The sequence below is a fragment of the Paenibacillus sp. Pae15 genome (assembly GCF_024519685.1).
Lineage (GTDB): Bacteria > Bacillota > Bacilli > Paenibacillales > NBRC-103111 > Paenibacillus_G > Paenibacillus_G naphthalenovorans.
In genome coordinates, this window is the sequence record NZ_JALJRM010000026.1 from 25,412 (window position 1) to 44,236 (window position 18,825).

The 18,825-nt window shown below is 50.6% G+C and carries 16 protein-coding genes; all 16 read right to left on the bottom strand.

The genetic code is table 11. The annotated features are described in order from the left end of the window. Nucleotides 1-16 precede the first annotated feature (16 nt). Nucleotides 17-319 carry a cytochrome aa3 quinol oxidase subunit IV gene (qoxD, locus tag NR121_RS19135; protein ID WP_054819267.1) on the bottom strand — a complete coding sequence of 101 codons (303 nt, stop codon included), beginning with the start codon at nucleotides 317-319 and terminating at the stop codon, nucleotides 17-19. Next, a complete protein-coding gene (gene qoxC / locus NR121_RS19140; protein ID WP_054819266.1) occupies nucleotides 320-925 on the bottom strand; it encodes a cytochrome aa3 quinol oxidase subunit III in 606 nt (201 codons plus the stop codon). It abuts the gene before it with no gap. Beyond that, complete coding sequence (gene qoxB, locus NR121_RS19145; RefSeq protein WP_062406504.1) at nucleotides 915-2,891, bottom strand: cytochrome aa3 quinol oxidase subunit I; 1,977 nt, start codon at nucleotides 2,889-2,891, stop codon at nucleotides 915-917. The genes qoxC and qoxB overlap by 11 nt, the downstream gene beginning before the upstream one ends. Next, nucleotides 2,881-3,924 carry a cytochrome aa3 quinol oxidase subunit II gene (gene qoxA, locus NR121_RS19150; RefSeq protein ID WP_062406501.1) on the bottom strand — a complete coding sequence of 348 codons (1,044 nt, stop codon included), beginning with the start codon at nucleotides 3,922-3,924 and terminating at the stop codon, nucleotides 2,881-2,883. Before qoxA ends, qoxB begins: the two co-directional genes overlap by 11 nt. A 276-nt stretch (nucleotides 3,925-4,200) precedes the next feature. Then, nucleotides 4,201-5,340: an AI-2E family transporter gene (locus NR121_RS19155; protein ID WP_054819265.1), complete on the bottom strand. Its 1,140-nt coding sequence runs from the start codon at nucleotides 5,338-5,340 to the stop codon at nucleotides 4,201-4,203. 400 nt (nucleotides 5,341-5,740) lie between these two features. After that, nucleotides 5,741-6,985: an MFS transporter gene (locus tag NR121_RS19160; RefSeq protein WP_137670673.1), complete on the bottom strand. Its 1,245-nt coding sequence runs from the start codon at nucleotides 6,983-6,985 to the stop codon at nucleotides 5,741-5,743. Between the two features lie 411 nt (nucleotides 6,986-7,396). Further along, the gene (locus NR121_RS19165) at nucleotides 7,397-8,617 is read right to left on the bottom strand and encodes a YeeE/YedE family protein (protein ID WP_054819264.1); all 1,221 of its coding nucleotides are present in this window, start codon (nucleotides 8,615-8,617) and stop codon (nucleotides 7,397-7,399) included. Between the two features lie 420 nt (nucleotides 8,618-9,037). Beyond that, on the bottom strand, nucleotides 9,038-9,340 hold the full coding sequence (locus NR121_RS19170; RefSeq protein ID WP_054819263.1) for an FmdB family zinc ribbon protein: 303 nt from the start codon (nucleotides 9,338-9,340) through the stop codon (nucleotides 9,038-9,040). Between the two features lie 105 nt (nucleotides 9,341-9,445). Beyond that, nucleotides 9,446-10,627, bottom strand: coding sequence for a formamidase (gene fmdA, locus NR121_RS19175; protein ID WP_062406489.1), 1,182 nt, complete (start codon nucleotides 10,625-10,627; stop codon nucleotides 9,446-9,448). Between the two features lie 174 nt (nucleotides 10,628-10,801). Further along, nucleotides 10,802-11,848, bottom strand: a complete 1,047-nt coding sequence (locus NR121_RS19180; protein WP_062406487.1) for an aliphatic amidase — start codon at nucleotides 11,846-11,848, stop codon at nucleotides 10,802-10,804. Nucleotides 11,849-11,928: 80 nt separating this feature from the next. After that, entirely contained in the window at nucleotides 11,929-14,265 is a 2,337-nt protein-coding gene (gene lonB, locus NR121_RS19185) for an ATP-dependent protease LonB (RefSeq protein WP_062406485.1), read from the bottom strand. A 13-nt stretch (nucleotides 14,266-14,278) separates the two neighbouring features. Further along, nucleotides 14,279-14,470, bottom strand: coding sequence for a CbtB domain-containing protein (locus tag NR121_RS19190; RefSeq protein ID WP_062406482.1), 192 nt, complete (start codon nucleotides 14,468-14,470; stop codon nucleotides 14,279-14,281). After that, a complete protein-coding gene (locus NR121_RS19195) occupies nucleotides 14,448-14,969 on the bottom strand; it encodes a hypothetical protein (protein ID WP_256831789.1) in 522 nt (173 codons plus the stop codon). Before NR121_RS19195 ends, NR121_RS19190 begins: the two co-directional genes overlap by 23 nt. Then, nucleotides 14,959-15,474, bottom strand: coding sequence for a hypothetical protein (locus tag NR121_RS19200; RefSeq protein WP_054817646.1), 516 nt, complete (start codon nucleotides 15,472-15,474; stop codon nucleotides 14,959-14,961). Before NR121_RS19200 ends, NR121_RS19195 begins: the two co-directional genes overlap by 11 nt. A gap of 114 nt (nucleotides 15,475-15,588) precedes the next feature. Then, nucleotides 15,589-17,694, bottom strand: a complete 2,106-nt coding sequence (locus tag NR121_RS19205; protein WP_256831791.1) for a thioredoxin domain-containing protein — start codon at nucleotides 17,692-17,694, stop codon at nucleotides 15,589-15,591. A 113-nt stretch (nucleotides 17,695-17,807) separates the two neighbouring features. After that, complete coding sequence (locus NR121_RS19210; RefSeq protein ID WP_054817645.1) at nucleotides 17,808-18,794, bottom strand: CobW family GTP-binding protein; 987 nt, start codon at nucleotides 18,792-18,794, stop codon at nucleotides 17,808-17,810. Between the last annotated feature and the right edge of the window lie 31 nt (nucleotides 18,795-18,825).

Here is an 18,825-nt window from a genome sequence, read left to right on the forward strand (position 1 = left end):
GCGCCCTCTTTTCTTGTTAATGGATATGGTCTCCAAACGACATGACCCATATGGTCCCGAGTACAATGATAATGGCCATGAAAATACCATAAAAAATATTAATGAGCTGCGATTTTCGATCCTCACCCTCATTGACATGCATGAACATGAATAATTGAAGTCCGGCTTGGATTACCGCCAAAGTGCCGATAATCCACATAATGGTATGAAACGGCAAGGATGTTTTTAAGGCCACGCCGGCTGCGGCAAAGGTGAGCACCAAGGATAATATAAATCCAAAGACATGCCCCAAGGGAAAGCCTTTCGCTTTGTTATCCATTTAAGCCACCATCCCTTTTAAATACACGAATGTAAAGATAAAGATCCAGACGACATCCAGAAAATGCCAGTACAAGCCGATAATAAATGTTTTTCGAGCCGTTACCGGAGTCAAGCCTCTTTGCAGAAGCTGAATAATGATCATGATCCCCCAGCCGATCCCCAAGGTCACGTGCGCACCGTGGGTTCCGAGCAGAACGAAAAAGCTGGACAGGAAGGCGCTCGTTTGCATGGTGGCGCCCAAATGAACGTAGTGGATGAATTCGTTCACTTCCATATAGAGAAACCCGATCCCCAGCAGGAAAGTAACTGCCAGCCAACCGATCAAGCCTTTGAGATGATTTCGGCGCATTTCGAAGATAGCTAAACCGCAGGTAAAGCTGCTGGTCAACAGCAATAGGGTTTGAATCATGACTTCTTTGATCATAATAATGTCCTGATGGGTCGGACCCCCTGCATACCGTTCGTAAAGCACGCCGTACACACCGAAAAGCGTCGAGAACAAGACGATCTCAGCCCCGAGGAAAATCCAGAATCCGAGAACATTCATCCGGTTTTGTGCGGTTTGATATTCCAAAGGCTGCGTTGTGTTGACATTAGCCGACATACCGGTTCACCTCTCCTTCCCTGTTTCTCCAAGCCTGCTCCGTCATTTCAATTTCTTCCTTATGCACGTGATAACCGTCGTCGTAGTCGAAAGAGCGGACGATCATTCCGACAATAATGCCTACAGCCGCAACTGCCGCCGCCATGTGCCATTCGAATACCAGAAAGAATCCGGTAATGCCGAACACCACGCACATGATAAACGGAAGTCCCGTATTGCTGGGCATATGAATCTCTTCAATATCCTCTTTTTTAAGTGTCAGGCCTACGTTGTTCTTTTTCATATGCCAGAAGGCATCCTGTGTCGTTACTTCCGGAAGCTTGGTGAAATTATAATGCTGAACCGGCGAAGCGGTAGCCCACTCCAGCGTTCTCGCATCCCATGGGTCACTGGATACGTTGCGGTCCGCATAGCGAATACTCCAGTAAATGTTATAACAGAAGACGGCAAAACCTATCGCCAGGATCACGGAGCCGATCGCCGACACCAGGAACAGCGGAGCGAAGCCCGATTCCGCCGAGTAAGTGTAAGCCCGTCTTACCGCACCGTCCAAACCAAGGAAGAACATCGGAAAGAACGTAATATTGAAGCCGATGACAAACAGCCAGAAGTGCCATTTGCCGATTTTTTCATTCAGCATGTGACCGAACATTTTGGGCCACCAGTAGTATAGGCCGGCAAATACGGCAAATACTACACCTGGAATCAGAACGTAATGGAAATGCGCGACCAGAAAAAGCGTATTATGATACTGATAGTCGGCCGCACCCATGCCCAGCATCACGCCTGTGACCCCGCCGATCACAAAGCAGGGCACAAAAGCCAGCGCCCACAGCATCGCGGTCGTCATTTTGATGCGGCCTTTGCGCATCGTAAACAACCAGTTAAACATTTTGACGCCTGTCGGAACGGCAATCAGCATCGTCGTAATCGAGAAAAACGAGTTGACCAACGCTCCCGCGCCCATGGTGTAAAAGTGGTGCACCCACACGACCATACTGAGAATGGCAATCCCCAGAATGGAAAATACCATCGATTTATAGCCATAAAGCGTTTTGCGGGAGAAGGTCGCAATGACTTCGGAGAAGATTCCGAACGCCGGGAGTATGACAATATATACTTCCGGGTGAGCCCAAAGCCAGAACAGGTTCGCCCACAGCATATCCAGACCGCCGCCGGATAAGGTAAAGAAATGGGTGCCGTACAACCGGTCGAACGTCATCAGGGCAAGCGCCACCGTAAAGATCGGAAAGGCAGCCACAATGATCACGGATGTGATTAATGTCGTCCAGGTGAACATCGGCATTTTCATTAAAGTCATGCCTTTGGTTCTCATTTTGAGAATGGTGACGATAAAATTGATCCCTGTCATCAGCGTGCCGATCCCTGCGATCTGCAGAGCAATGGCATAATAGTTGTTGCCTATGCCGGGACTGAATTCTTTACCCGCAAGGGGGAAGTAGGAAGTCCATCCCGCATCGGGAGATCCGCCGATTACAAACGAGATGTTAAACAGCATCGCACCGCTGAAGAACAGCCAGAAGCTCCAGGCGTTCAATTGCGGGAAAGCCACATCCCTCGCTCCGATTTGCAGAGGAATAATGACGTTCATCAATCCGATCAGGAACGGCATCGCCATGAATAGAATCATAATCACGCCGTGCGTCGTAAAAATTTCGTTGTAATGCTGAGCGTTCAAAAACTGCAATTCCGGCCTGGACGTTTGCGCCTTCATTAACAAGCCGTCCATGCCTCCGCGGAAAAACATCAGAACAGCGGAGATGATATACATAATTCCGATCCGTTTATGGTCGACGGTGGTCAGCCATTCCTTCCACAGCCATCTCCACCTTTTGAGATAAGTCAGTGTTGCGACAATCCCGATTATGGTCAAAAGAATGGCAATCTGAGAACCTAGAATTAACGGATCCCCCGTTATAAAAAACTCATCCCATTTAATGCCCATGATGCCCACCTCCGTCGGTGTTACTCTGTTCTTTCTGCTCTACAGGACTGGTTTCTTTGTTCCCGGGATTACCTTTGTTCCCGGTGTTATCTATGTTCCCTGCGTTCCCTTTGCCTTTGTTCTGATAATTATCTTCTTCCTCAAACACTTTGCCCTGATAACCGTGATACCTGTACAGCTCAGGATGGGTGTACGTCAAGGAATCGGGCTCCGCATGGTTAACCCATTCCAGATGCGTATTGGAAAAAGTCAATCGTCCCAAATGAGTCGGTCTCAACAGCTCTTCATATTTTTCTTCCGTCAGCTTCGGAGCGGTATTGGCGACATCCTTTACCCATTGGTCAAAATCCTCTTGGGTTTGAGCCAACACCTCAAATTCCATATCCGCATATCCCCGGCCGTTGAAGTTGGTGTTCCGGCCTAAATACGAACCGGGATGATCCGCGACAAGATACAATTGCGTCTGCATTTTGCCCATCGTATATTTTTGTCCGCCTAAAGCCGGAACCCAGAAAGACTGCATGGTGCTGGCCGACGTTAATTTAAACAAAATAGGCGTATCCTCCGGTATATTGACATAGTTGACGGTCTCGATCCCCTGCTCCGGATAGCTGAAGATCCATTTCCAATCCGCCGAGGTGACATGAATCGTAATCGGCTTTTTTTCCTCATAGCCCTTGGGGACTTCCTCCAAATCATACAGCGTTGTTACCGTAGGGATCGTCAAGGCGACAACGATGAGGATCGGAATCGCGGTCCAAATGACCTCAAGCAGCGTACTGCCGTGCTCCTCCGGCGGCTCATAATCTTTATTTTCAGGCCTCTCGCGATATTTCCACACAATATAACCGAACAGCCCGAACACGACGACAACGACAAGCAGCATCCAAATCAATGACCAGTTAATCAGCTCCATAATGCTTCTGGCCACAGGTCCCTGGGGTTGAAAAACAACCAGATTCGGTTCGCAGCCGCTTAGCAGCACAACCAAAATGATTGCCAGTGGAGAAAATAGTAGCTTGCGGTAATTCATGGTGGCTCATCTCCTTTCAGAAACAGAGATTGCGAAAAATTTCACAATCTGTTCAAAATCTTTGTGATTCATTTCACTTGATAACTAGATCATAGCACGGCCTTTTCAAGGAAAGTGTTACAGATCGGTTAAAACTGTGACAAATCCGGGAATTTACTTGTTTCATAAAAATTCTGAAGGGAGCCAAACCGATCGAGAAAATGCCGTGTTCATGCGGATCTCCAAAACGGCAAAAAGACATCCTCTCAGGGATGCCTTTATTCTCAAATAGCCATATTAATCTACAGGTGTATATAACCCGGATCGTTCCTTCATCCATTCGAACAAGTGAGAAACAATGACTTTCAATACGGCATAGCCGGGAACGGCCAAGATCACGCCAAGCACTCCGAATAAGTTGCCTGCCGTTAAAATAACAAAAATGATCGTAATCGGATGAATCTGCAGCGTTTTGCCCATAATTTGCGGCGAGATGAATTTGCCTTCAATTAACTGAACAATGGTCCAGATCACGATCATTTTCAGCAGCATGACCGGTGAAGTCACCGTGGCCACGATCAGAGCCGGTGTGATGGCAATCGCCGGACCCAAATAAGGTACGATACTCGTACAGGCCGCTACGATCGCCAGGACAAGGGAATATTCCAAACCGATAATGCGGTAGCCCACGTATAATAAGAAGCCGATGCAGCAGCTGACGATGATCTGTCCCCGGATATAAGAACTGATCTGATTATTCATCTCGATCATCACCCGGTGCGTTTCATCGCGAAGCGCTGTAGGTATGAAGCCCAAAATATATTGTGGGAGCTTTCGTCCGTCCTTCAGCAGATAAAACAATATAAACGGTACGATAATGACAGCCAGAATGGTTTCCGTTACAGCCCCCACAAAGCTTCCGATACTCGCTCCCGCACGATTCACAATTGCGGAAACTCTGGATGACAGGCCGTTCATCCAGTCGGTTGAGCTCGTACCCAGCGTTTGCTGAAGCTGATTGAAAATCGGACTGCCTATGAGCTGCCTGAACCTGGTTTCGAACTCTTTGCTGTATCTGGGGATGTTATCCATCAGCCCGAGTACTTGTTCGCGGATAAGCGGTACAACCGTCACCAGGAGCAGGGTAATCCCACAAATAATGACCAGATACAGAAGGAAGATCGCATAAACCCGTTTGATCCTCTTTCTCTCCATCCAATTGACAATAGGATTGAGTAAATAAAAGGCGATTCCTGTGAGGAGAAGCGGAAGCAGCACGGTCTTGACCAGCACAACGAGAGGCGCGAATACGTAAGGGATTTTGTTTAGTACCAAAATGTTTAAGCCGATCAAAAGCAAGATCATTAAAAACAAGACGAATTTATTATTTAGAAAGAAACGTCTAAACGTATTCGTCCTATGACGCGGATCCCCCATGCGGTTTAATCCTCCTGACTATTCGGCAATGGTTAACTGCGGCATTCACTTTCTACATAGAATAACTTTTATTTGAGGAAAGAACAAGCGACAATTCACAAGAGCCGGAAAGCAGCATGAAATGTGCATAACTTCCATTGTGGATATGTTAGTATGTTTCAAAAAAACGAACCACAGCCTCTATAGATAAGATGTTAATTTTGTGGATAAGCCTGTGGATAATGCAGCTTAAAACCCGTTATTTCTCCATAAAACAAACAGACCGCCCCAAAAGGGACGGCCTCGACAGCTATCATTTTAGACCAATGGGTTTATATGCTCACGACCGGGCCTGATCCGATGATTCCATCGGCTGCCGGATCAATCGAGCGGTTTGGTTGGGCATTTGGGCATCGCCTGATTACCCCGACTTCCTCTCGGTTTTCCATTTCCATTTATCGAGGGTCATCGCGGAACCCGACATGGAAGGAACCATATGAAAGCGAACGGCCAGCATAGTCCCGAACACAATCAAAATCATGCCCGTCGCGACAAAAATCCAATGAATATTAACGAACATCCCCATGCCGCCTCCAAGCAGCGGTCCGATCATCGATCCCAATTGATTCGCGCTCTGGGTAAAACCGAACGACCTTCCACGAAAGTCCGGGTCCGTACTGCGAACAGCAAGAGTATTGACCGAAGGCACCACCGCAGCGATAAATAAGCCGAACAGGAACTGAATAACCGTAAAAAGCCATAACTGCTGGACGAAATATTGCAGGCAGACGACCCCGCCTCCGATAATCAAGCCCAGATGCAGCACCGTCCGGTAGCCGTATTTCTCTCCAACCTTCCCCCAATACGGTGAAGCGATAATACCTGCAATCCCAATAAGAGAAAAAATAATGCCGGAGGTCAGTACGGTGCCTTGCAAGTTGCCTTGAAGATCGGCAATATGAAGCGCCAGCATAGGCTGGATCATATTGATGCATAACTGAAAAACGACAAGCACGGACAACAATTGAAGAAATGTGCGGTTGCGCACAGCCATTCTGAAGCTGTCGGCCAGTTTGACACTTTCACCGGGAGCCGCTTTGCCTGTTTCCTTTATCCAGATGAGCACCGCTACCGTTGCGAGGAAGATGATGGAGGCGGAAACGACAAATGACATCCGCATTCCAAACCAGTTGGCAAGCAGCCCGCCGAACAAGGGACCGATAATCCCTCCCGTCATCGTTCCCGCCTGCATCAAACCAAGAGAGAAGCCCATCTTGTTCTCCGGAACGCTTGAAGCTACGATAGCCATGGAAGCCGGGACGAACCCTCCCACAAAACCGTGTAATAAACGGGCTCCCATAAGCTCCCATGGATTGGTTACGAGCGCGAACAGCGCATAAACGATTGCAAGAGAGAAGCCTGCCCGTATGACCATTCGCCGTTTTCCGTATTTATCCGCCATGGAGCCCCAGAACGGAGCCATGACCGCACCTACCAGGAACGATGATGAATAGATCACACCGGCCCACAAATGAACATTGCCCTGCTCCACACCCAAATCAAACAGAAACAAAGGCAGGAACGGCACCGCCATCGTATAGCTGGAACTGCAAAAAAGCACTCCTATCCACAAAATGATTAACGTTCGTTTCCATGATTCCAACATACTTCACTTCCGATTTTATAAATTGATGGACTATAATGCAAAACCCAAACCAACAGATCCAGCGATGGTTTTTGGAACTGGATCAGTATATTCCCCTCTATATTTCTATATCTTTTCAAAAGAAATTGCGTTTCTATAGTTTATGCTAACTCGAACTGTAAAAAGAAGCCATGGATATCCTTACTATGAATCATGGACAATATTACTTTTTGTAGGTAAATGCAAAAAAACCGAAAGAGACCACCTTTATCCAGGTGTTTCATCTTTCGGCTCATCAGAAATTCGTTGATGTATTTTTTTCAACCCCTTCGGAAAGTATAAAAACAGCACTTGAGGAATACGCCGCTTTTCGGGCATATTGCTAAAATAAGGTCAGGCCTGGTGAACGCTCCGTCAAATTACGCTCCAGCCTCACTCATTTTTGCCAAATGCGCAAACCGGACGCAGTTTCACGCCTATGACACTGCCGAGCATGGCGCCAATCATCCACTCCCAGCCATGCAGGCTGAAGGAAGCAATTCCTCCGAAATAGGCTCCAATATTGCAGCCGAACGCGATCCGCGCCCCATACCCCATCATAATACCGCCGATCAATAAACCTGCAATCATTCGCGGAGGAATGTTTCGGAGAAACCGATTTGGTTTGCCGCTTAGACCCAGGGCAAGCAAAGCGCCCAGCATGAGTCCAATATCCATTACGGACGTCACATCTTTGAATATACTACTGTTCAATGCCGCAGCATTGGCCGGGGTCTGCCAGTAGCCCCAATCCGTAACCTGAATACCCAGCGCCTGCGATATTTTGGCTCCCCACAAAGCAAAAGCCGATGTCACACCCCAGGGCTTGCCGGAAATATACAGCACGACGGCGTTTCCGACCGCAAGCACAACGCTCCCGATAATCAAAGGCCAAGGCCCTCTATAGACCGTCTTCCATCCGCTTTTCCAATCCAGGCGAAGCGATTCTACATTTCCATTCCGGCGTCTCTCAATATAGATCGTTGCCATAAATACAAACGCAAGCAGCGCTAAATTCAGTAAAAAGCCTCCAAGGGCGCCGAATGTTTCAATGAAAGACACAGGACCGATATTCGGAGTAGCCATCCACCATGTGAAATGAGCACTGCCTATGACCGATCCGGCCACAAAGCCGATTAAGGTCAAAATACCGCGGGAGTCTCCTCCGCCTATGTGGTAGAGTGTGCCTGATGCACATCCATCCCCCATTTGCATCCCTATGCCAAAGATAAAAGCGCCGATCAAAACGGACATGCCAACAGGAGATACATATCCCGCAACCGGATTGTCAGTCACCCCCAACAGCAGCGGCAGGAACAAAAGATTTGCAATGAAAAACAAAATCATCTGGGCCCGGATTCCAAGTCCGCGACCCGAGACAAGAAAAATGCGAAATGAGCTTGTAAAACCATAGTGGGCATGATATAAAGCCAATCCCAACACGCCTGCAATTAAATATAATGAAGCCTGCTTATAGGAAACCGTACTGCCAAGAAATACGAATCCAAGCGCGAACAGCATCAAGGCAATCATCGTGATCCGACGATTCACGCCTGGTTTTTCTATCTTGCCAGCTGGATTAAGGTTTATAATATTTGCTTCTGACGTACTCATCTGTCATTCCCTCCTGTAATGATTCCCTCCTGTAATGTAGTATTTTATACTATCACTATCCGATCGGATTTGTAAACTTTTTAAACGGCAATTCCATATTTTGATTAAACTCCAAATGAAAAAAGCTCAAGCTCCTCATCCAAGAAGTGCTTAAGCTTTTTTATGCTCGTCTTTTAAGAAAAACCCGGCTGCCTTCCCTTATCTAAACTGCATTGGGAGAGAGGGGCATGGGTTCCAGCCGCTAAGCCGCTTACAGATCACGACCCTCGGTTCGAGCCGCACACTGGCCACTGCGCTGAAAATCAACCTTACAAGTGGCCATTTTACTTTGCTGCTGGCTGTTACGCTGAAATTCAACTTATCAGCCGATGATTTTACTTTTTCGCTCTCTGCTGCGCTGATTTTCAGCTTTACAGCACGTTAATGTCCCGCCATCCAGGGACGGTTTGCTGTGTGATGATGGCCTCCTTGGCGATGCGGGGAATGGTTGTGGCTGTGTCCATGGTGATGAGCGGCCTGTTCCCGCCTGACCACCTTCGGTACTGCGCTTTGTTCCACACGGCGGCGCAGCGCATAAGGCGTCAGAATAACACCGGGCGGCGTATACATCCGATTGGCTGGATTGTCGCAGGTGACACAAGGAATACTTTCCTTGACGCTGCTCATGCTCATCCACTGTACGAACGGTCCACAGTTTTGACATACAAACTCATATTGCGGCATATCGTCATCTCCTCTTCAGCCTGTTCATCGGTGGAGCCAAGGGGCTACCCATCGGATGGTGCCCCGCGCATTCACGATTGGTTTTGCTTTCCTCCTACAACCTTACTAACTGGGGAGAATATCCCTGTCAAAGATGGAGGTCGGTATCCAAAGGGTGCAGCAGGCATTCGGAACATCGACGATACCGCTGATCCGGCCTTCAACCGGGGCCGTACTGAGCAGCATGTAAGCTTGTTCGCCAGTTAAGCCCATTGTCGTTTTCAGATAGTCGATAGCGTTCAAGCACGCTCGGCGGTACGCGATGTGGGCGTCAAGGTAATGCTGCTCCCCCGTTGTCTCATGGACGGAAATGCCCTCAAATACGAGAAACTCCGAGTAATGAGGATCAACCGGCCCAGGCTTAAATACGGGATTTTCGATGATATTGTATTTGGCCATCCCTCCTTTGATGAGATCGACATGGAGATCCACCCAACCGGCCATTTCGATGCCGCCGCAGAAGGAGATCTCACCATCCCCTTGTGAAAAATGAAGATCGCCTAGTGAAAGCTTGGCACCGTCAACGAAGACGGGGAAATAAATTCGCGTGCCCTTGGACAGATTTTTAATGTCACAGTTGCCGCCATGCTCCCGAGGCGGAACCGTACGCGCCGCTTCCCGGGCAATCCGGTTGAATTTCTCCCCCTTCAGCGAGCCGAGTACAGCGCTATCCGGTGAAGGCAGGTTAGCTAATCCGGGCACTCGGTCAGGATTCTTAGCAACAAGCTCCTTTTCCCGTTTGTTCCATTTATCCAGCAAGGCATGGGAAGGGGCGGTTCCGATTAATCCGGGATGTAAAATTCCGGCAAACTTAACGCCCGGTATATGGCGGGAGGTAGCGTAAATCCCGTGGAAATCCCATATCGATTTTGCCGCATCAGGGTAATGATCCGTCAGAAACCCGCCGCCGTTTTGCTTGGCAAAAATGCCGTTAAATCCCCATTGCGACTCCGCAAAGGTACCTATATCCAGAATGTCCACAACAAGCAAATCTCCCGGCTCCGCACCGTTGACCCAGACCGGTCCGCTTAACACGTGTACGCGATGCAAATTCACATCCCGAATATCAGACGGATCGTCGTTGTTCTGAATTTGACCATCCGTCCAGTCTTTGCACTCCATACGAAATTCCGTTCCCGGATTGACTGACACGGTGGCCGGGATATCGGGATGCCAGCGGTTATGCCCGGGAGTCTCCTGCTCCTCCATCGGTTTGTTTAAATCTACACGAAACAATACATCAGCCATTCAAATCTCCTCCTTAACGAATGAAGTCAATGAAAGGGAACGATACCATGATCAAAAAGGGGCAGGTCGAAATGAAAAGTTCGTCTGCCCCTTATATCGATCAACTCATACAAGCCCCTCTTGCCTTTCCGACATTCTCGCCCCTCAAACTATATATAGAGAATGACGGAGATATTATTTCTGTCCAATCAAATTTGTTTTTTCGTTAGGAAGTCCTTCGATTGGACATTCTTCGGTTCCAATGGTTGATCTAGTGATCGCTTCTACTTGTTCACGGGCTTTTACAGGGTCGGATACCCATGTTTTATAGAATTCGAACGGGCATTCCGCAACCCCTTTGTCTCCTTCTCCGGAATGAATGATCCCTGTATATCCTCTGTGCAGAAGTTTAAAGAGATGGTTTTGAGATTGAGCCGTTTTCCTGAAATCCCGGATCTGGGACATCGAGATCTCTGCATATTGAATACCATTTTCTTCGGTACCGCACTCTCCCAGCGTACGGCCGTCAAAGCCAATGATCGATGAATGGCCAAAATAAGAATATACTCCATCAAATCCGGAAGCATTGGCTACGGCTACATAGGTGTTGTTAGCCCAAGCCATGGACTTGGCGATCAAAATTTGTTGTTCTTTGGCAGGATACATATATCCCTGGCATCTTACGATGAGTTCCGCTCCCTTTACGGCACAATCACGCCAAATTTCCGGATAATTTCCATCATCGCAAACAATTAAACTGACCTTAAGCCCTTTAGGTCCCTCGCTTACATAGGTCTTATCTCCAGGGTACCAGCCCTCGATCGGAGTCCACGGTATAATTTTTCTATACTTTTGGACAATCTCTCCCTTGTTGTTCATAAGAATAAGTGTATTGTACGGTCTTTTATTCGGATGCTCTTCGTGTCTTTCTCCTGTTAATGAGAACACTCCCCATACATTGGCTTTTCTGCAAGCTTCCGCAAAGATTGCCGTTTCTTCGCCGGGAATCATCGATGCCGTTTCATACATTTCTTTCTCGTCATACATAATGCCATGCGTGCTGTATTCCGGAAAAATGACAAGATCCATACCGGGCAAGCCCTGCTTCATACCAACGATCATTTCTGCGATTTTCTTGCAATTCTCCAATACCTCAGATCGGGTATGCAAACGCGGCATTTTGTAATTCACAACCGCTACCCCTACTGTGTCATGACTGCTGGAAATATCCCCATGTCTCATACTGAAAAACCCCTCTCATCGTTTGAAATTTAATTGGGACCTGCTTTAAGGAACAGCTCATGCATGCAAAAACTTTTTTTTCATTTCAAAAGCTCTTCAAAGGAAAAGCTGTCCCGTTCAAGTTTTGTTCGGGTAAGAAGCTGAACGGCATTCCATGCTTCATCAAGCGACTGTACCCACACCACATGAATCGTCGGAGGAACCTCGATATGCTTGTTGGCAAGCGGGGCAAGTATCGTGCGAATGCCTCCATGCTTGGCGGTCAGCATTTTCCGACCAAAAAAGGCGCATTCTCCGACCATTCCCGCGACATTCAAACTTCCGCATACCGCTATATCCTCGGGTATGAAAACCCCGTGTTTAGCCGACAACGCCGATAGGGCCATGGCCAGGGTAAAGTCCTCCGTCCTTTCGCCGGCTGCCGCACCCTCGGTTTCAAAATAATACCGGCCCGATAAGCAATAACGATTCAAGGCTGCTTCTATAGGCAGCACATTCCATTCCCCAGACTCCATTTGAGGTACTCTGATTTCGACTTCTGCAGCGGGAACAACGGCAGTCCAGATCTGTATGATTTGACCGGCGGTTTCCTTATAATTCGACAGGACTTTGATCTTGCCCGGGGATGGCTGACGAAGCAAAGGCTTTAATCCGTTTCGTTCACGCCATACCCTCTGTTCTTCAATAGAGCGGGAAAAATGTCCGGCTCTCTTCACATGTTCCGCAAGCACAAGCGCTGCTCCTGACTGTACGGCCAAATCCCCGGCCGAACGGATCCGCCCGCCCAATTCACGGAATCGGGTGGACAAACGGTCGGGACATTCCGCTATTCGCCTCGCACACTCGATCACGGCCTCGACGGCCTCCCGTGTAAAATGCGGAATTTTGCCATCCCTTCGAATTTCCTGGGCGACAAACAAAGCCAGCTTATACCGGTTCTCCTCCGTATCCGACATCGTCTCATTCATATAGACCTCGTACCCATAACCGCGGATTCTTGACCGCAATGCGGGATGGATCTTGTCGACATCAGGCACATTTCCGGCAATCACCATCACAAAATCACTGGGAACGGGCTCCGTGCGAACCATGGTTCCGCTGGAACCGGGGGAACGCCCGGTAATGGCCAGCTTCTTTTCCTGAAACGCCGTAAGCAAAGCCTGCTGCGATTCTAACGAGAGCATCGCGACCTCATCGATGAACAGCACACCTTTATGGGCAAGATGAATGGCTCCAGGCTCAACCAAGTGATGGGGCTTGGATTCCAAGCCGCCGGATTGATACGGGTCATGGCGAACATCTCCAAGCAGCGCTCCTGCATGCAGTCCCGTTGCATCGATAAATGGCGCTTTAACCTTGCCGGAGTTATTCACCAGATAGTTGGGAATTTGCTCCGAAGGCTTAGCCTTCAGCGATTTTGCAAACCAAACGATCATGACCGTCAGAATCAGGCTGCCCATGATGTAGACGGGATTTTCCCTGGTATAAGCATAAAAGGCACCCACAATCAACGTAACGGCCCCGGCAAAGCCTAATATCCAGCGCAGAGAAGAAACATTCGTCCGAAATTCCCGTTCCCGCTGCCTGACTACCGCTTCTCCATGTCCCGCCGACAAGACCCTTACCTTGGGCATGTTGTTCGCTTTTCCCCTTGCCTCCACGATGATGTCCTCTAAGTTGGAGGCCGGCAAAAGCTCAGCCATCGCCTGCCCCAGCATACTTTTACCCGTTCCGGGTTCGCCGATGAGCAAAACCGACCGTTTTTGCCGTGCCGCCAGCCGAATGATGGCTACGGCTTCATCCTGGCCAACCACTTGATCGATCAAACGGCTGGCAACGGGGAGATCGGCAGTTGTCTTGAAATCCATGGCGGGTACAGGGAACGGTTCCTCTTCGAGTAAATGAGGAGAGAGATAGCGTTCGAACAAGGCTTTTACTTTCGGCGAAGCATCCCTGCCCATGGGTTTGACCAACGGCAGCAGCCGCTTGCGCAAAACAGGATTTTGCAACAAAGGGATTAACGTCATGGCGGCCGTCTGGCGGACTTCAGCCGAATCATCGTGAAAGGCGCTTTCCCAAAAACGCCACACCCGATCAAAATCTGCCTCCATAGCCGAGACCATTCCCTTTGCCGTTGCCTCTCTTACATAAAGGTGTTTATCCGCCGCAAGCCGCATCCAGATCCGGATCACTTCTTCCGCTTCATCATCCAGAAAACGGCCGATTTCCCTCCCCACAACATAACGAAGCACCCAGCGCGGATCATTGGCAAAATGGCGCAGCGTTTGGTACAATTGGCCCCGTTTTTCCTGATAACGGATGAATGATGAAATGGTATGTTCCAGCTGCGCGACTTTTCGTGCTTTAGCAAATCGGTCCATGACAGCAGCAAACAGATGATTGACGAAATCGCCCACGGGTAAAACCACCTTAATGGCAGGGAATAAACATTAACGCATGCCGCAATTCATGGAGCGCATCATGGACGGGAGCATATCCGGATAAGAGTGCGGTATAAAGCACCATCCCGGCCAAGAAGGCAACGGCGGTCAATTGTGCCGGAAGGGACAAAAATACCTTTTCGAAGGCATGCTTCTTTTCATGCGTGTAGCTCTGTGACATGGGAATCCCCTCCTTTGGATAAACGTTGGGCTTTCCATATGGCGGATAAGCCTACACCCGCTGCCATCCCGATGGCAATCGTCGCCAGCAGAAAAATCATGGTTTTGATTTTGACCGACATCGGAGGATGAAACGCCTCCACTCCCACGGTTGTTTTCTTTTCAGCCAGCACGGAACCATTCGCCGGATGGATCGCCTGAACGGTTATTTCATGTTCGGTGCCGTCGAAAAATTGCATCCCGAATTTATAGCTGCCATCATTCGAGCGATTTTGGAGAGACAGGATGTGCGCCCCATCTTCGAGTTTGACGGCCTGAAAACGAACTTCAACGGGGTCACTGCCGATATGATCAAAGGTGCCTTCCAAATAAAAGAGTTGACCGACCCGGGCATCATGCTCGCTCGCATGTGTCTCTTGGGATTCATGGGTGAGGACGGTTGCAGACATGAGCATCATCAATAAAACGGAACTCAAACCGAACCAATGCCTACGCCGCATGGATACCCCTCCTTCTTCTCGATAGTCCAAAACCGGCGAGCAATCCGAAGAATGCTAACATCGCCATGAAGATCAAAGCATTTTGAACCTCTTTGGGATTTTCCTCAATGGTGACGGCAAATTGACGACTGCCTTCAGGATGACCGTTCTCATCGAACCATTCGACCGATAAAGGATACTCCCCGCGAATCGGAAACATATATTGAAACGACGCCTTTCCATCCCGGATGGCCACCGTAGAATCGATTAATTCCGTCCCTTCCACCCAAGGAAAATCGGTTGAGACAAACTTCTTCTCCGGACTCCGCAGGCGAATATGCGCTGAACCGTCCCGAATGGCCGGTATGCTCAGTTCTACTGTGGCATTATCCAAATCCGGACGAACCGCTCCCGCCGGTCCATTTTTCACTTCTACATTGACTTCCTGCTCTGCAAATGCCGATGATAAGGAAATCATTCCAACCGCCAGCACCGCCAGGCATCCCACGATTAAGCCTTTTTTCATCCGCCTCAGCCCCTATAAGTCATGATTTGAGTGACATCATTAGAAAGAGAACTAGCCCATTACAGTGGCGGAACCGTTCAACATTTGCGCCTGATCCCCCGTTATGCAGCTTTCTCATTCAACACGCTCGCAAGCGATCTCCCGGAGTCTGGCTGCAGCTTGGTCGGCGCCCACAGGCTGCTCGCAGGCAAACCCCCGGCAAAGATAAACGGTCGTTCGCCCGTTTTGCAGCCGGTACTCCTTTAACCAGGGGATGGCCTCCGCCATGCGCTCGCCCTCCGCGTCCGCGGGCTTTGCAATCCACACGGCCCGGGGCAAAAACAGCGAACGCACCTCTGCCAGCAGCCTCTCTTGCTCCGGATCTTCCCGCTCGCCGACCACCACGACCTCCTGGGATGGCCCGAGAGCGATATCCCAAGCCGATAAGAGAAAGGTGTGAGCTGCGGGGAACCGTTCCACCTCCCCGGCCAAGGCCTTCAATTGCGCATCCGCCCTCTCTTCCCACCGCGTATTCCCGGTCATCCGGGCGAGCCACAACATATCCATTGCAAAGACAGCGTTGCCGGACGGCATCATCCCGTCATGACTTACCTTCGGCCGGGCCCAAAGAGACTCCGCGTCCGAACCGGTCAGAAAACAACCGCCGCTCTCGTCATCCCAGAAAAGCCCCCAGACATCTTCCGCCAGCTCCTCCGCCTTTACAACCCATTCCACCTCCCCGGACGCCTGATAAAGCTCAAGAAGCCCCCAGATATAAAAGGCATAGTCGTCCAAATAGCCGGGAATCCCTGCATCGCCGTCCCGATACCGGGCCAACAGTCGACCGTCGTTCCGACGCATCGCCTTCCACAGCCACGAGGCCGCACGGCAAGCCGCCGACAGATACCGGGGATCGCCCAACACCCGGTACCCCCGCGAAAAGGCGGCGATCATCAATCCGTTCCAGGCCGTGAGGATTTTGTCGTCCTTGTGCGGGCGCTCCCGCCCCTCGCGTGCCTCCCACAGCTTCCGCCGCGCTTGTTCCATCCGCTCCTCCAGGACTTCCGGCGCCAGCCCGAATTCCCGCGCCACCGCCTCCGAATCCGTGTCGATCGTGTGAAGCACCGAAGTGCCGCGCTCAAAATTCCCCTCCTCGGTCACGCCGTAATACCGGCAGGCCATCCGGCCCGCCTCCTCTCCCAGCACGCGGCAGATATCATCCGGCGTCCAAACATAAAACTGGCCCTCCTTGCCCTCTGTATCGGCATCCTCCGCCGAATAAAACCCTCCTTCCGGGCTCGTCATGTCCCGCAGCACATAGCTGAAAATCTCCTGTGCTACCTGAGCCCAACGGGACGTTCCTGCCGCCTGATACCCTTCCAAATAGGCCAGCGCCAATAGGGCGTTATCATAGAGCATCTTCTCAAAATGCGGGATCAGCCACAGCTTGTCGGTGGCGTAACGGGAAAATCCGTAGCCCAGATGGTCATAAATGCCTCCCCGCCACATTCCCCGCAGATTGCCCTCCACCATGTTCAATGCATCCTCACGCCCGGTTCTGGCGTAAAACCGGAGCAGAAACATCAACTCGTGGGGACGCGGAAATTTCGGCGCCCCGCCGAACCCGCCGTAAGTCTCGTCATACCTGGAACGAACGTAATCGAAGGCCAAAGCCATCGCCCCGTTGTTTACCTCTCCGCGAGCCGCCGGATGCATCCCCGTGGTCAGCTTGCGCACAACGTCACGACCGGTCTGCCGCAGGCGATCCCGATCGGTCTTCCACAGGTCGGCCGTCCTCTGCAGCAGATCCATTAACCCATGCCGCCCGTGCCGGCTCTGTTTCGGAAAATAGGTCCCGCTGAAAAAAGGTTCCTTCTCCGGGGTCATGAACACGGTCAAAGGCCAGCCTCCCTGCCCGGTCATCCCCTGGCATACTCTCATATAGAGATGGTCCACGTCCGGCCGTTCCTCCCGGTCCACTTTGATCGACACGAAATGGCGGTTGAGCAGCTCCGCCACCTCCGGGTCTTCGAAGGACTCCCGCTCCATCACGTGACACCAGTGGCACGTACTGTACCCGATGCTGAGGAAAACGGGCCGATCCTCATCCTTCGCCTTCTCAAAGGCCTCTTCCCCCCATGGATACCAATCTACGGGGTTATGCGCATGCTGCAGCAGATACGGGCTTTTTTCACGAATCAAAGGGTTCGTGTACCGGTGTTTGCGGCTGTCTTGAGCCATCTTGGTCTGCCACCTCCCTGAACGCTTTTCTTATATTCCGGCACCCGCTTGCCAAAAGAGCCATGTCTTCCACCAAAGCGAAGACGGAGCTTATCGATCCGGACAGCGGTCCTTCATTCGCTGGACACAACGCATTGGGCAAAGCCCTGCATAAACTTATCCCGGTCCAGATTGCGCCCGATGACCACGTACTCGCTATGCCGGGGTTCTTCCGGCTCCCGGTTCTCTTCCCGGCGCAGAGACGTCAGCATACGTACACTCTGGAAGACCAGCCGCTCCGAATATCCCCGGGCCCGGAAGATGCCTTTTGTACGATAGACATCCTCGCCGTGTTCCAGAAGAACCCCGTTGAACCATTCCATGAACCGGTTCATATCGACGGGACGGTCCGTCCGCAGAACAAAAGACGCCACTTCATCGTCGTGCTCGTGTTCCACATCGTCCAAAAACGCGGGATCGACCTCCAGCTTGGCGGCCAACTCGAAGGCGCTGACCCCGAGAATCTTGTCGAGTTCGATATTCGCGAATTGAGTGTGATACAGTCTGGCCATCGGATTAAGGGCTCGGATCCGCTGTTCCACGCGCTCTAATTGGGGTTTCGGCACCAGATCGGTCTTGTTCAGCAGGATGATGTCGGCGAAGGCCGACTGTTCCCGGGCCTCGACGCTGTCTTCCAAATTGCGCTCCAGGTTGACTGCGTCGGCTACCGTAATAAACGAGTCCAGTTGAAACCGGGACTTGATCTCATCGACAATAAAGAACGCAGAAGCGACCGGGGCGGGGTCCGCCAGACCCGTCGTTTCGATCAACACGGCATCGAGTTCGGAGCGCCGGGCCAGATCCGTCAGGGTCCGGACCAGGTCCTCCCGAACGGTACAACACAGACAACCGTTATTAAATTCCACCAGCTCCTCGTTATCCTCGGTGACCACCAGCTGTCCATCTATGCTGATCTCACCGAACTCATTGACGATAACCGCCACTTTGTACCCGTGCCGACCATGCAGGATATGATTGAGAAGGGTTGTTTTTCCCGACCCCAGGAATCCCGTCACTACGGTAACCGGAATCCGCTCCGGTGAATATAGCTGTTGTACCATTATCGCCACCGCCTCCATTAGCTCATTAACT